13 protein-coding genes are annotated in these 13,210 nt (G+C 70.8%); 5 read left to right on the top strand and 8 right to left on the bottom strand.

Annotation, left to right across the window (positions count from 1 at the left end; translation table 11 throughout):
* The first annotated feature begins 99 nt into the window (after window positions 1-99).
* Complete coding sequence (locus LZ199_RS21025; protein ID WP_253995513.1) at window positions 100-597, top strand: hypothetical protein; 498 nt, start codon at window positions 100-102, stop codon at window positions 595-597.
* On the opposite strand, the gene LZ199_RS21020 is transcribed toward LZ199_RS21025, so the two are convergent.
* Window positions 584-1,300: a DUF2238 domain-containing protein gene (locus tag LZ199_RS21020; protein WP_253995512.1), complete on the bottom strand. Its 717-nt coding sequence runs from the start codon at window positions 1,298-1,300 to the stop codon at window positions 584-586. The genes LZ199_RS21025 and LZ199_RS21020 overlap by 14 nt on opposite strands.
* Before the next feature lie 332 nt (window positions 1,301-1,632).
* Between LZ199_RS21020 and LZ199_RS21015 the strand changes: the two genes are divergently transcribed.
* The 4 genes from LZ199_RS21015 to LZ199_RS21000 all read left to right on the top strand — a co-directional run bounded on the left by LZ199_RS21015 (window position 1,633) and on the right by LZ199_RS21000 (window position 5,889).
* Window positions 1,633-2,649 (top strand): Gfo/Idh/MocA family protein, encoded by a 1,017-nt coding sequence (locus LZ199_RS21015; protein WP_253995511.1) that lies wholly within the window; start codon window positions 1,633-1,635, stop codon window positions 2,647-2,649.
* A 110-nt stretch (window positions 2,650-2,759) separates the two neighbouring features.
* Entirely contained in the window at window positions 2,760-3,536 is a 777-nt protein-coding gene (locus tag LZ199_RS21010) for a VOC family protein (RefSeq protein WP_253995510.1), read from the top strand.
* A gap of 77 nt (window positions 3,537-3,613) precedes the next feature.
* Window positions 3,614-5,182, top strand: coding sequence for an AAA family ATPase (locus LZ199_RS21005; RefSeq protein WP_253995509.1), 1,569 nt, complete (start codon window positions 3,614-3,616; stop codon window positions 5,180-5,182).
* Complete coding sequence (locus LZ199_RS21000) at window positions 5,179-5,889, top strand: hypothetical protein (protein ID WP_253995508.1); 711 nt, start codon at window positions 5,179-5,181, stop codon at window positions 5,887-5,889. The genes LZ199_RS21005 and LZ199_RS21000 overlap by 4 nt, the downstream gene beginning before the upstream one ends.
* 66 nt (window positions 5,890-5,955) lie before the next feature.
* On the opposite strand, the gene LZ199_RS20995 is transcribed toward LZ199_RS21000, so the two are convergent.
* The 7 genes from LZ199_RS20995 to LZ199_RS20965 all read right to left on the bottom strand — a co-directional run bounded on the left by LZ199_RS20995 (window position 5,956) and on the right by LZ199_RS20965 (window position 13,201).
* Entirely contained in the window at window positions 5,956-7,125 is a 1,170-nt protein-coding gene (locus LZ199_RS20995) for an SH3 domain-containing protein (RefSeq protein WP_253995507.1), read from the bottom strand.
* Window positions 7,126-7,237: 112 nt separating this feature from the next.
* Window positions 7,238-8,419: a nickel pincer cofactor biosynthesis protein LarC gene (gene larC / locus LZ199_RS20990; RefSeq protein WP_253995506.1), complete on the bottom strand. Its 1,182-nt coding sequence runs from the start codon at window positions 8,417-8,419 to the stop codon at window positions 7,238-7,240.
* Complete coding sequence (gene larB / locus LZ199_RS20985) at window positions 8,416-9,168, bottom strand: nickel pincer cofactor biosynthesis protein LarB (protein WP_141641983.1); 753 nt, start codon at window positions 9,166-9,168, stop codon at window positions 8,416-8,418. The genes larC and larB overlap by 4 nt, the downstream gene beginning before the upstream one ends.
* 24 nt (window positions 9,169-9,192) lie before the next feature.
* On the bottom strand, window positions 9,193-9,792 hold the full coding sequence (locus tag LZ199_RS20980) for a chemotaxis protein CheC (protein ID WP_253995505.1): 600 nt from the start codon (window positions 9,790-9,792) through the stop codon (window positions 9,193-9,195).
* Window positions 9,789-12,284, bottom strand: coding sequence for a chemotaxis protein CheA (locus LZ199_RS20975; protein ID WP_253995504.1), 2,496 nt, complete (start codon window positions 12,282-12,284; stop codon window positions 9,789-9,791). Before LZ199_RS20975 ends, LZ199_RS20980 begins: the two co-directional genes overlap by 4 nt.
* A 50-nt stretch (window positions 12,285-12,334) precedes the next feature.
* Complete coding sequence (locus tag LZ199_RS20970; protein WP_163864093.1) at window positions 12,335-12,703, bottom strand: response regulator; 369 nt, start codon at window positions 12,701-12,703, stop codon at window positions 12,335-12,337.
* A 75-nt stretch (window positions 12,704-12,778) separates the two neighbouring features.
* Window positions 12,779-13,201, bottom strand: coding sequence for a chemotaxis protein CheW (locus LZ199_RS20965; protein ID WP_163864094.1), 423 nt, complete (start codon window positions 13,199-13,201; stop codon window positions 12,779-12,781).
* Between the last annotated feature and the right edge of the window lie 9 nt (window positions 13,202-13,210).

The following is a 13,210-nucleotide window of genomic DNA, read 5'->3' as shown; positions in this document are numbered from 1 at the left end:
GACGCTCGCGAGCGTCGTGCCGTGCACGCCCGTGGGGACTCCCCCCTGGTTCGCGGAGGGCCACGCGGGTGGAGTGCTCTCCAGTCAGGGGGGCACCTCATGTCCGGCGAAATCCAGGGCGCCTGGTTCAAGGCCATTCTCGGCGCGATGACGGCGGCGTCTTCGCGCTTTCCGGCGCACCAGCGCACCATCAACAGCATGCGTGAAGACACGTGGTACGCGTGGGAGGACTACGTGCGCATGACGGCGGAGCTGCACGTGGCGCTGGGAGACCGGGCAGTGGAGGCCATCGCCCAGCGCTCGGCGATGCGCACGCTGCCGCTGGCGCGGGCGCGGGGGTTCGACTCGGTGGAGAAGGTGTTCGGCGACTTCGACGCGGTGCTGCGCGCGCTGGTGAAGGACCTGCCCGCGACGGACACCACGCGCACCGTGGCCTTCATGCCGCTGGCGGCGGAGCTGGAGAGCGGCTCGCGCCTGCCGGCCCCGCTGCTGTTGGGCACCTTCCGGGGCTTCCTGATGGGCTTCGGGAAGATTGTGACGGAGGCGAAGATGACGCCCAAGCACACGGTCCGGCGCTACTCGCTCAAGTGGATGTGAGCTTCGCGCGTGTCACCAGTCGCTCCACGCTCCGCAGGTGGGCGCGGCCGAAGACGGCCATGGCGATGATGGCGCCGCAGAGGGCGAGGAACATGTCCCACTGGGCGTCCCAGATGTCGCCCTGGGTGCCGAGGAACGCGTCACCGCCCGCGGGGTCCAGCGCGAGCGCGGCCCACCACTCCAGCAGCTCGTAGAAGGCGCTGATGGCCAGCGCCACGGAGCCGGTGAGGAAGTTCAGCCAGCCGCCGCGCCGCAGGGGCGTGGAGCGCAGGAGCACCTCGCGGATGATGAACGCGGGGAAGAAGCCCTGCACGAAGTGGCCGAGCCTGTCGTAGGGGTTGCGCGACAGGTGGAAGGTGTCCCGTGCCCAGTCGCCCAGGGGCGTGAGCGCATAGGTGTAGTAGCCGCCGTACGTCAGCACGAGCACGTGCAGGAAGACGCAGACGTAGACCCAGCGCGACATGGGGAAGCGACGGAAGGTGGCGGCCAGCACGGCCATGCCGACGAGCCCGGGCCCCACTTCCAAGAGCCAGTTGAGCTTACCCGCGGGGCTGAGGAACAGCGTGGCGACGAGGATGGGCGCCAGCACCGCCGCGAGAATCAACGGCAGCCGAGCCTCCTCGCGCGTGCCGCGCACGGGGGCGAAGTACGGAGCGACAAGGTCGGTGGAGGGCGTCGAGGACAGTGGAACCGCGGGCTGCATCAAGGGGCCTCGTCTCGGGCACGTCCGGACGTGAGGGCCGGGTGGCGCGCACAGCATCGCATGTCCCGGGCGAAGGCGGATGCACGCCGCGCACGCCATCTCCTCGAAAGCTCCACTGCGCGGACGCCCCTCATGAGAGCCCGGCCCGATGGGGTCGGAGTGACCTTCGGCGTGCTCACCACGTACGTGCCCGCACGCCATGACCGTCGTCACATCCCGGGCTTCACGTCGAGGCGGGATGAAGCCCGTGAGGGTTGTGCCCGAAGCGATTGAATGTCCCATATGGACGCGGATGCACGCCGGGCCCGCCGTCTCTGGCAGGCTGTGCCGCCATGACGCGCATCGGAATCATCGGGACGAAGTGGGGGCGCATGCACGTGGGAGCCTTCCGCGCGGCGGGCGCGGACATCGCGGCCCTGTGCGGACGCGACCTCGTGGCCACCCGCGCCGTCGCCGAGCACGAGCACATTCCCCTGGCCACCACGGACGTGAGCCACCTGTGCGCCGCCGTGGACGCGGTGGTCGTCGCCAGCCCGGACGCGGTGCACACCAAGCACGTGCTCGCCGCCTTGGACGCCCATCGCCCGGTGCTGTGCGAGAAGCCCCTGGCTCGCACCGTCGAGGACGCGCGCCTGCTGGCCCGCCGCGCCCGCGAGGCCTCGACGCCCAGCGCCGTCAACTTCCCCTATCGCATGCTGCCGCCCCTGCGCGCCCTGAAGCACTGGCTCGAAGGTCGCGCCGTGCGCCACCTGGTCCTCACGCTCCGCAACGGCTTCATGCCCGTCGGCGACGAGCTCCCAGGCGCGCCTCGCACGGGCGAGTCCGGCGACTGGGGCGGCCTCTCCCACGTCATCGACGCCGCCCTGTGGCTGACGGGACAGTCCCCGGTCTGGGTGCAGGCCACGCTCTCCGGCCGCCCCGTGCACACCGCCGCGCTGCACGTGGGGCTCTCCTCCGGCGCAGTGCTGGTGCTCACGCACGTCGCCTGTCCGGAGCCGGGCATTCATGGCGGCTGGACGCTCCTCGGCAGCGACTGGGAAGCGGGCTTCTCCGGTGGCTACGTACCCTCGCGCGAAGGCTGGTGCATCTCTCCCGTGCGCGCCTTCGAGCACGGCGCCTGGAAGGACGTGGCCCCCGGCGTCGAGCCCCGCCCCGGTGAGCCCGAGCCCTGGGCCCGAGCGCACGAGGAAGGCGCGCGCCGGTTCCTCGGCCTGCTGCGCGGTGCGCCCCGCGACGGACTCGCCACCGTGGACGACGGCGCCACGGTGCAGGAGGTCATCGCGGCGGCGCTCCGCTCCGACACGGAGGGGCAGCGGGTCCCCGTGGCGAACGACTCCGAGCCCGCGTGACACACCGCGTCCGTGGCGAAGAAGCTCCTTCCCCGAACGCGATGAATGGCTAGCCTCGGGAGCCCCGGCGACCTGGTGCCGGGGCACACCCCAACAGAGAGGATGACACGATGCCTTCGGTCGACAGCCATGCGGCGGGAACTCCGGCCTGGGTAGACCTGAGCACGCCCGACCTGGAAGGCGCGCGGCGCTTCTACGGCGCGCTCTTCGGCTGGGAGTTCCTCGTCGGCCCGGAGGAAGCCCGCTACTACACGATGTGCCAGCTCGGCGGCCGCAAGGTCGCGGGCATGAGCTTGAAAGACCCCGCCATTCCCGGCCGTGCCTACTGGGAGCTGGCCTTCGAGGCCGCCGACACCCAGTCCCTGGCGGCCCGCGCGGTGGAGCTGGGGGGCAAGCTGGTGGTGCCGCCCACGAGCGCCTCGGGCCAGGGGACGTTCGCGTCCATCGTGGACCCCACCGGCGCGCGCTTCAACCTCTGGCAATCCGGCGAACACCAGGGCGCCCAGGTGGTTCGTGAGCCCGGCTCCATGGCCTGGCACGAGGTGAACACCCGCGACGGTGTCCGCGCGAAGGACTTCTATGCCGCCCTCTTCGGGCTCGAGGCCCGGAAGCTGGAGACGGCCATGGACTACTGGACGCTGCACCAGGGCGGTGAGCCCGTGGCCGGAGTGCTCCAGATGAACGAGCACTGGCCCAAGGACCTCCCGCCCCACTGGATGAACTACTTCGTCGTCACGAACACGGACGCCTCGGCGGAGCAAGTCAGGAAGCTGGGCGGCCATGTGCACGTGGGGCCCATGGACTCACCCTATGGCCGCTTCTGCGTGGTGACGGACCCCGCCGGGGCGGGCTTCACCCTCACCCAGCCCGTCTCGCCCACCCCATAGCGCCCTGTCGGTCGCACGCCAGTCCGGGGGCACCCGCGTTTTCGCTTCCGCGCGGTGCCCACTAAAGTACCGGACGAATGTCGTCCTTCTCCCCCGGCAGCGCCCGCGTCCCCCGTCCCGCCGAGCCGTGGCTCGAGGAGCTCGACATCTTCGTGCGGGCTCGCTACCCGCTGCTCTACCTGGTGTCGTGGGAGGAGCACCGCGTGGACGCCATCCTCGCGGAGCTGGCGCGCGCGCACGGCAAGGCCCTCTTCACCTGGTCCATCACCCGGGGCCTGCGCAGCATGGGCACCTCGCGCACCGCGCCCCTGCCCGAGGACACGCGCAGCCCCATCGACGCGATGGCCGCCATCGAAAAGCTGGGCGAGCCCGCGCTGGTGGTGCTCAAGGACTTCCACCCCTACCTCGAGGACCGGGGCGTGGTGCGCGCCCTGCGCGAGCTGGCGCACTTCCTCAAGAGCACCTTCACCACCGTCATCCTCCTGTCGCCCACCCTGCTCATCCCCGTGGAGCTGGAGAAGGAAATCTCCGTCATCGACGTGCCCATGCCCGGGTACAACGATTTGCTCCAGCTCTTGAGAGAGATTGTCGCGGTGGTGCGGCGGACGAACAAAGCCACCATCGACCTGTCGAGGGACCACGCCGACCAGCTCATCAAGGCGGCGCTGGGGTTGACCATGGCGGAGGCGGAGAACGCCTTCGCCAAGGCCATTGCCCATGACGGCAAGCTGGGCCCCGAGGACATCAAGCGCATCCAGGACGAGAAGCGGCAGGTGATTCGCAAGAGCGGGTTGCTCGAGTACTACCCGCCCGAGGAGACGCTGGGGAACGTGGGCGGGCTGGAGAACCTCAAGGGGTGGCTGAGTCAGCGCACCGCGGCCTTCGGAGAGCGGGCCCGCCAGTTCGGCCTGCCCGAGCCCCGGGGCCTGCTGCTCCTGGGCGTGCAGGGCTGTGGCAAGAGCCTCACCGCGAAGGCCGTGTCCGCGCACTGGAACCTGCCGCTGCTGCGGCTGGACATGGGCCGCATCTTCAGCGGGCTGATTGGCTCCTCCGAGGAGAACCTGCGCAAGGCCATCCGCGTGGCGGAGAGCGTGGCGCCGGTGGTGCTGTGGGTGGACGAAATCGAGAAGGGGCTGTCCGGCGTGGCCTCCTCCGGCGCGGGGGACACCGGCGTGTCGGCGCGCGTCTTCGGCACGCTGTTGACGTGGCTCCAGGAGAAGACGGCGCCGGTGTTCGTGGTGGCCACGGCCAACCGCATCGACGGCCTTCCGCCCGAAGTCCTGCGCAAGGGACGCTTCGACGAAATCTTCTTCATCGACCTGCCCGAGCAGGCCGAGCGCGAGGACATCTTCCGCATCCACCTGCGACGCCGGAAGCGGGCGCCGGAGGGCTTCTCGACGGAGGAGCTGGCCACGCTCACCGAGGGCTTCAGCGGCGCCGAAATCGAGCAGGTGGTGGTGGCCGGGCTCTATGAGGCCTTCGCGGAGAACACCGAGCTGGCCCAGCAGCACCTGGTGCGCACCATCGGGGACACCTTCCCCCTGTCGGTGACGATGCACGACGAGATTCGCCGGCTGCGCGACTGGGCCAAGGGCCGCACGCGTCCGGCCTCGTCCGGGAGAACGCTGCCCCAGAGGGCGACATGAGTTCCAAGCTGTCGCGCTTCCTCCACCTGGAGAAGGACCGGGGCGCGCGAGGGAAGCAGGAGCTGCCACCCCAGCTCCAAGACGGAGGGCGCCGCTTCGAGGACATCGCCGAGCGCGGCGAGCTGCCCCAGGGTGAGGTCCCGGAGGCGCACCTGGAGCGCTTCAAGGCCCAGCCTCCCGTAGCGCTGGAGCACCGGCCGGAGACGTCGGAGGACGCCGGGCCGGACTTTCCCCGCTGCGTCGTCTGCGCGTCGGACAACGGCCGCTTCGCGAAGTACTGCCAGCAGTGCGGTGCCGACCTGGGGACGCCCGAGCAGCTCGCCTACAGGGAGCAGCTCGCGAGCGAGCATCGGGAGCAGCGCGCGAAGCAGCGCGGCCTCGAACGGGCGGACGGGCTCCAGCGGCTGGAGCAGGAGCGCCGCGAGGATGCGGAGCGCTACGCGTTCCTCCTGAAGAAGCTGCGCGAGGAGGAGCAGCAGCACGGCGCGTGGCGCATCTTCGCCCGTCACTCCACGGTAGGCACGGGGCTGCTGGCGTTGCTGCCTTCGACGCTCGCGCGGTGCCTCGCCATAGTGGGCTATGTCGGCGTGTCGCTCGGGCTGATGCGCTTTGGCCGGGGTGACGTGCGCTGGGTAGGCATCGGGATGATGTTCTTCGGGGTCCTGCTGTTCACCCCGTGGCGGACGCGGCTCGGGCGCTGGAGATAGCAGGCCGGGGTGCCCGCGCCGCTCGTGCTGGCGAAGGGCGGCACCCCGGACCTGGACTCCTCGCGACTACGCCGTCCCCGGACCGTCGATGGCGATGGCACCGGCGTTTTCGCCGCGCAGGAAGGCGGCGAGCATCGCGGGCGTCACCTCGATGGGCGCACTGTCGGGGTGCGCGGGGTCACACACGATGAAGTTGCCCTCCTCCGTCACACCCACCACGGCGACGAAGTGCTCGTTGGTACTGTCACGTCGTCTCCATGTGTCCGTCTTGGGCGTGGTGTCCGTCCCCGTCCCTGGCTCAAGGAACGTTCCGGAGATGACCACCGTGCTGCCATCGCGAAGGGCCTGCGCGATGTCCTCCGGAGTCGGGTCGATTCGGACAGTGGTGCCGCCCGCTTTCGCCACCGCGTTCTCGATGTCCTCGAACCCCGTGTACGTCGAGTTCTCTCCCTCCGCGAGGGCCACATCGCCATTCGCGTTCGTACCGACACCGTCATCGTCGGAATCACTCTTGTGGTTGCCCCAGTAGCGCACCCGCTGCACGTCCGCGCCGGTGGTGTCCTGGTCCAGCGGGCCCCCCTTCTCGACGCCAGGAATGCCTGGAATCTCGAGGCCCTCGTTGCGCAGCGCGATGACCACCGCCGAGGGTCCGCAGTTCGCGTTGGTCCCATCGCCGCCCACTTCCGCCTCCGCGGCGAACTGGTCGACGTAGATGTCGTCGTACTCCGCCGCGGCCTCCGTGTGGCCGATGCTGCTGGCGTTCCCCGCCGCGGGCGCCTGCGCCGCCTCGGCCTCCGTCAGCTCACGAACGAGGGACCTGCTCACCCAGCCCGTCTCGCCATTGGGGCCTCGCACGTAGACGAACCCGGTCTGCTCCGGGGAGCCCTCCGGCGGCGCGATGACCTCCAGCCGGGCACCGTCGTTCAAGCCGCCGACGACCGCCTGGTCCGTGCCCGGGCCCGCGCGCAGATTCGCGCGAGGGTCCGCGTTCAATTGGAGCTGGTCCCCCACCTCCAGCGTGTTGTTGCCCTGCGTCCCAGCGTCCGTCACGGGAGGCGTCGGTACCTGCAGCGCCACCCGAGCGCGGGTGCGGTTCGCCTGCTCGAACGACGACACCCCGAAGTCCATCAGCGCCCTGGCCACGGGCTGCAACGGCGGCGGCACGGTCTTCTCGATGGCGACGTTTCCAACAGTCCGGACGACCGGCCCCAGGCCTCTACGGATTGCATCAGTCATGGAATCTCCCCCTCTGCGAGAAACAAACTACGCGAAATGTTTTCGCGTGGGAAGCCCCGGGGGTTCATCCGTCAAGTGGACGCGAGGGGTGCGGGGGGCGCTGGGGCCTGGCTCAGCTCGGGACGCCGAGCGCCACCAGGGCGGCGGCCACCACCTGCTTGAGCGGGACGCCGGCGGCCTCGGCGACGCGGCGGCAGTCCTCGAACTCGGGGTGGGCATTGAGCACGGCGCCGTCGCGCAGGCCGCGCTTCACGCGCACCCGGCCCCACGGCGTCTCCACCTCCACCCAGTCGCGCTCCAGCGCCTGTCGCTCCACGCGGTGGTAGCGCACGCCCAGCGTGGTGGACTCGCGCAGCAGCGTGTCCACCACCGTGTCGCGCAGGCCGCCCTCCACCAGCGCGCTCAAGAGGTGCCCGGGGCGGCTCTTCTTCATCACCACGGGCGTCACCCACGCATCCAGCGCTTCGACGGCGAGCAGCCGCTCCACCAGGTGCCCCAGCAACTGCGGCGTGGCGTCGTCCAGGTTGGCCTCCACCACCCACAGCCCTTCCGAGCGCGCAGCCTCCATGCGGCCCAGGGACGCCCGCAGCACGTTGGGCCGGTCCTTGAAGTCCTTGGTGCCCACGCCGTAGCCCACCTTCTCCACGATGAAGTCGGGCGGGTGGCCAATGTGCGCCAGGACCTTGAGCAACGCGGCGCCGGTGGGCGTCGTCAGTTCGCCCACGCCCTCGAAGCGCACGGGCACGTCGCGCAGGAGCTCCAGCGTGGCCGGCACCGGAATGGGCATGGTGCCGTGCGCCACGCGGATGGAGCCGCTGCCCAGCGGGGGTGGCGCCGCGTGGACCTCCGGGTCGCCCAACAACTCCAGCACCACCGCCGCGCCACAGATGTCGACGATGGAGTCCACCGCGCCCACCTCGTGGAAGTGGATGTCGTCGATGGAGACGCCGTGGACTTTCGCCTCGGCCTCGCCGATGGCGCGGAACACCGCGAGCGCGCGCTCCTTCACGCGAGGCGACAGCGTGGACGCGGACTCGATGAGGCGGCGGATGTCCGCGTAGGCGCGGTGCGGGTGCGCCTCGCGCGTGTCCAGCACCACGTCCAGGTGGGTGCCGCTGATGGCGTGGCGCACGGCGCGACTCACCGCCAGCTTCCACCCCGGGACGCTCAGGCCGCGCAGCGCGGCTTCAATCGCCTCCGGCTTGAGGCCCAAATCAATGCCCGCCGCCAGGAACATGTCCCCGGCGATGCCGCCCACCGGCTCCAGGTAGAGGATGCGCCGCGAGGTGCTCACCGGCGCCCCTTGGTGCGGGAGACGAGCGCCGCGTAGAAGCCCCCGCCGAAGCCGTTGTCGATGTTCATCGTCGCCACGTTGGAGGCGCACGAGTTCACCATCGCCAACAGCGCGGACAGGCCCTTGAAGTTGGCGCCGTAGCCCACGGACGTGGGCACCGCGACGACGGGGATGCCGACCAGGCCGCCCAGCGCGCTCGCCAGCGCCCCCTCCATGCCCGCCACCACCACCGCGACGTGGCACTCCTGGATTTCCTCCCGGCGCCGCAACAGCCGGTGGATGCCCGCCACGCCCACGTCATAGACGCGCCGCACCTCCGCGCCCATGGCCTCGGCCGTCACCGCGGCCTCCTCCGCCACGGGGATGTCGCTGGTGCCCGCGGTGACGATGGCCACCTTGCCCGAGCGCACCTTGCCCTGCTTGAGATGGAAGATGCGCGCCACCGGGTGGTACAGCCCCTTGGGGAAGCGCGACACCAGGACTTCGGCCTTGTCCGGCTGCAGCCGCGTCACCAGCACCGTCTGCTTGCGCTCCACCAGCGCGCCGACGATGCCCAGGAGCTGCTCCACCGTCTTCGGCTCGCCCAGCACGACTTCGGGGAAGCCGAAGCGGAGGTTTCGGTGGGTGTCGAGCGTCGCGTAGCCCAGCTCCGCGAAGGGCAAATCCTTGAGCTTGCCCACGGCCGCGTCCACCGAGACGCGGCCCGACTTCACGCTCCCCAGGAGCTGCTTCAGCGCCTTCTCATCCATGGGGCCCGTCTACCCTGAAACGGGCTACACGCCCAGCCGCGCCAGCAGCGCCCGGGAGCTCTCCCGCTCCAGCACCAGGAGCAGCTGCCCGCTCACCGGAGGAGTCGCCGACGCCATGAAGCGCGCCTCCAGCACCACCACGCGGCTGGCGTCGCCCTCCACCTGGGCTACCGCCGCGTCCACCAGCGCCCGCGCCGAGTCCCGACGCAGGGTGGGCACCGACGGCATCAGCCGCCACGACGTCAGCTTGCCGATGGCGGACAGGCAGGCGCTCGCGACGATGTTGGCGGCCTCCGACACCGCGCTGTCGCGCTCGGCCTGCCCGGTCTCCTGCCCGCCCAACAGCAGCGTCTCCAGCGCCGTCCCGTCCGCGAGCGGCATCGCCAGCATCAACACGCCCCGCAGCCCGCCGGTGATGGCCAGCCAGGCCGCCACCGCGGGCGAGTCGCCGCCCAGCAGCCCCGCCGCGTCCGACGGGCCGGTGAGCACCACGCGGGGGACGGACAGGTCCACCTGGCGCCCGCCCATCAGCCGGGAGAGGGCGTTGGCGGCGTGGCCGCAGCCGATGTTGGCCACCTCGCGCAGGGCATCGAGCTGCGCGTCGCTGGGAACAGGGAGGCTCACGCGGAGAGTAACCTCGGCACATCCAGGATGAAGACCGGCCGGCCGCTTCCGAGGATGGTCACACCTGAGAGACCCGGCAACAAATCCAACGGCCGGGACAGGGGCTTGAGCACCACTTCCTCCTGCCCCAGGAGCCTGTCCACGCCCAGCGCCACCCGGCCGGAGTCACCCTCCATCACCACGAAGGGCCTCACCCCCCGCATGCCCGGCGTCGGCACCCCGACGAGCGTGTCCAGCGCGTGCACGGGCAACAGCGAGTTGCCATGCGGCAGGAGCGCCGTCTCCCGGCTGCGGCTGAGCGCGTCGCCGTCCGCTTCCGTGGCGCCCACCACCTTGGCGATGGGCAGACCGAACACCTCGTCCCCCACCTCCACCAGCAGCAGGTGCACCACCGCCACCGTCAGCGGCAGCCGCAGCGTGAAGCGCGTGCCCCGGCCCGGCTCGCTGTCGATTTCGAGCGTGCCGCCCACGCTCTCCACCACGCGCTTGACGGCGTCCATGCCCACGCCCCGGCCGGAGATGTCCGTGATGTCCTTCGCCGTGGACACGCCGGGCAGGCACGACAGCATGAACGCCTCCCGGTCCGTCAGCCGCGTGGCGACCTCGGGAGGAAGCAGTCCGCGCGCCACCGCCGCGGCCTTCAGCTTCGCGGGGTTCATCCCCCGGCCGTCGTCCTCCAGCTCGATGATGACGCGGTCCCTGGCGCGCTTGACGGCCACGAGCACGCGCCCGCGCGGGCCCTTCTTCGCGGTGATGCGCTCCTCGGGGGACTCCAGGCCGTGGTCGATGCAGTTGCGCAACAGGTGCAGCAGCGGGTCCGACAGCTCGTCGAGGATGGCGCGGTCCAGCTCGATTTCGGCGCCGGTGATGACCAGGTCGACCTCGCGCTCCTTGCGTCGGGCGATGTCGCGCGCCGCGCGGGGCAGCCGGTCGGTGATGAGCGACAGCGGCGTCATGCGCGCCGACATCACCTTGTCGTGCAGGTCCTTCACCAGCGTGTGCAGCCGGTAGACGCCCTCGTCCAGCACGGGCCGCACCGTCTCCGGCAGCACCTTGCCCACCTCGCGCAGGCGCGCCGTGGCGAGCATCAGCTCGCCCACCGTGTCGAGGAAGTAGTCGAGCAGCTCCGTGCGCACGCGCACCGTGCGCGACGAGGAGTCACCCGCGGCACGGCCTCCCTCGGCCGCCGTCGTGGGGACGACCACCGGCAGCACGACGGCCACCGCCGGCTTCACCGAGACGACATCCACCTCCGCCACGTTCTTGAGCGAGGCCTGGATGCCCGCCTCGCCCACGGACGTCTCAATCTCCAGCTGGATGTAGCCGTCCGGAATGCGTCCGGCCTTCAGCTCCTCCAGCGCGGGCCGCAGGTCCACCAGCGTGCCCAGGTTGGTGAGCCGCTTGTGCACCAGGAAGGCGCGCACGCCCGGCACCTGGCACGTGGGAGAGATGCGCAGCCGCACCGCCCAGCGCTGGGTGGCCCGGCCCTCGACGGCGGGCTCCCCGGGCAGCACGCCCCCGGAGGCCGCCTTGAGCGCCAGCCCCAGGTCGGCCACCTGCGCCTCGGTGAGCACCGGCGGCGTCACCGGAGAGACGTGGCCGCTGCCAGAGGACGGAGGCGCGCCGATGCCCAGCACCTCGCGCACGCCTCCGGCGCCGTTCTCCGTCACCGTCGGCCGGGGGGGCGCATCCAACAGCCCCGCTGCTTGCGAGCCATGACCCGAAGGCGCATCGCCCTCCCGCGCTCCACCCGGGGTGCTGTCCGTCACGGGGGCCGAGGGCGCAGCCGTACCCGACGGCGTGCCTCCACCGGAGCCCGCGCCGCCATCGCCAGACGCGTCCGTGCCAGCACCCGACGCGGGAGCCGCGCCCCCACTGCCCGACGAGCCGGACGCGGGAGCCGCTCCCCCATTGCCCGACGAGCCGGACGCTGAGGCCGCGCCCCCACTGCCTGAAGAACCGGACGCGGGAGCCGCGCCCCCACTGCCCGACGCGGGTGCCGCGCCGCCGCTGCCCGACGGGCCCGAGCCGGAGTCCCCTCCACCGTCGGGGTCCTCGGGCTTGTTCACGGTGACCTTGGCGACGCGGGTGGCGGTGGGCGCATGGCCCGTCATCGCCGTGACGCGGACGCCCAGCTGCGCGAGCAGCGCCGCCGCGTCATCCGGGGGGCGTCCCTCGGCCACCGCGCGCACCTGCGCCAGCAGCGTGTCCGAGGCGCTCAGCAGCAGGTCCACCAGGTCCCGGTCCAGCCGGCCACGGTCCTGCCGCACGGCGTCCACCAGGTCTTCCACCCGGTGCGCGACGATGGCGATGGGCTCGAAGCCCATCGACGACGCCATGCCCTTCACCGAGTGGGCGTGGCGGAACATCGAGTCCACTGAGCTCGAGGAGCCCTCGCGCTCCAGCTGAACCAGGTCCCTTCCGAGCGCCTCGAGGTGCTCGGTGGCCTCCGAGATGAAGAGGCCCAGGTAACGGGACATGTCCATCGTCATGGCCCGACCTCGTCAGGAAGCGAAGCGAGACCGCCCGGAGGCGATGCCGCTCACGCCTCTCCCAGGACCTTCTTCACCACGGCCAGCACGTCCTCGGCCCGGAACGGCTTGACGATGAAGTCCGAGGCACCCGCCTCGATGGCCTCCATCACCAGGCTCTCCTGCCCGAGCGCGGAGCACATGATGACCACCGCGCTGCTGTCGTGCTTGATGATCTCCCGCGTGGCCTCGATGCCGCTCTTGAAGGGCATCACGATGTCCATCGTCGTGAGGTCGGGCTTCAAATCCTTGTACTTCTCCACGGCCTCCAGACCGTTGGCCGCTTCGCCGACGACCTCGAACCCTCCAGACGCGAAGATGTCCTTGATCATGTTGCGCATGAAGATGGCATCGTCGACGACCAGGACCTTCTTAGCCATGTGAAGAACTCCGCCTCCGAATCGCCTAGCCTAGAGGAGCGCGGACACTATCACCCGCGCTTTCCAGGGGGCTACTCACTTGGAATGGGTGAACAAGGCAACCACCGCGGCGTCCAGTCCTTCGGGATCCAACACGGTCACTCCCAGGCCGCCCAACCGAGCAACGCCACGGATGGCCGGCGTCAACTTGCCCGGCGCCGCGCTCACCCGCTCCACCGCTTCGATTCCATCCACATCCGTCACCAACAGTCCCAGATCCCTCCGGCCCCGGTCCAGCAGAACCACGCGGGAGGGGGGTGTGGCACCGTCCGGCAACCCCAGGAGCTGACGCAGCTCCACCACCGTCACCACCCTGCCCCTCAGGTTCATCACCCCCGTTATCGCCGGGGGCGCGCGGGGCACTCGGGTGAAGCGCTCCGGGGGAACGACGACCTCCCGCACCGCCGACAGTGGCAGCCCGTAGCGCTCCTTCTCCACCCGGAAGATGACGTGCCGCACAGAGGTCGT

It is taken from the genome of Myxococcus qinghaiensis (assembly GCF_024198215.1).
GTDB classification, from domain to species: domain Bacteria; phylum Myxococcota; class Myxococcia; order Myxococcales; family Myxococcaceae; genus Myxococcus; species Myxococcus qinghaiensis.
Note: the sequence above shows the minus strand (reverse complement) of the source record. Positions and strands in the feature narration are given on the sequence as shown.

What these genes read in the sequence shown, in the direction of transcription:
- LZ199_RS21025 (WP_253995513.1), top strand. Translation starts at nt 100, where the DNA reads ATGTCCGGCGAAATCCAGGGCGCCTGGTTCAAGGCCATTCTCGGCGCG.
- LZ199_RS21020 (WP_253995512.1), bottom strand. Translation starts at nt 1,300, where the DNA reads ATGCAGCCCGCGGTTCCACTGTCCTCGACGCCCTCCACCGACCTTGTC.
- LZ199_RS21015 (WP_253995511.1), top strand. Translation starts at nt 1,633, where the DNA reads ATGACGCGCATCGGAATCATCGGGACGAAGTGGGGGCGCATGCACGTG.
- LZ199_RS21010 (WP_253995510.1), top strand. Translation starts at nt 2,760, where the DNA reads ATGCCTTCGGTCGACAGCCATGCGGCGGGAACTCCGGCCTGGGTAGAC.
- LZ199_RS21005 (WP_253995509.1), top strand. Translation starts at nt 3,614, where the DNA reads ATGTCGTCCTTCTCCCCCGGCAGCGCCCGCGTCCCCCGTCCCGCCGAG.
- LZ199_RS21000 (WP_253995508.1), top strand. Translation starts at nt 5,179, where the DNA reads ATGAGTTCCAAGCTGTCGCGCTTCCTCCACCTGGAGAAGGACCGGGGC.
- LZ199_RS20995 (WP_253995507.1), bottom strand. Translation starts at nt 7,125, where the DNA reads ATGACTGATGCAATCCGTAGAGGCCTGGGGCCGGTCGTCCGGACTGTT.
- larB (WP_141641983.1), bottom strand. Translation starts at nt 9,168, where the DNA reads ATGGATGAGAAGGCGCTGAAGCAGCTCCTGGGGAGCGTGAAGTCGGGC.
- LZ199_RS20975 (WP_253995504.1), bottom strand. Translation starts at nt 12,284, where the DNA reads ATGACGATGGACATGTCCCGTTACCTGGGCCTCTTCATCTCGGAGGCC.
- LZ199_RS20970 (WP_163864093.1), bottom strand. Translation starts at nt 12,703, where the DNA reads ATGGCTAAGAAGGTCCTGGTCGTCGACGATGCCATCTTCATGCGCAAC.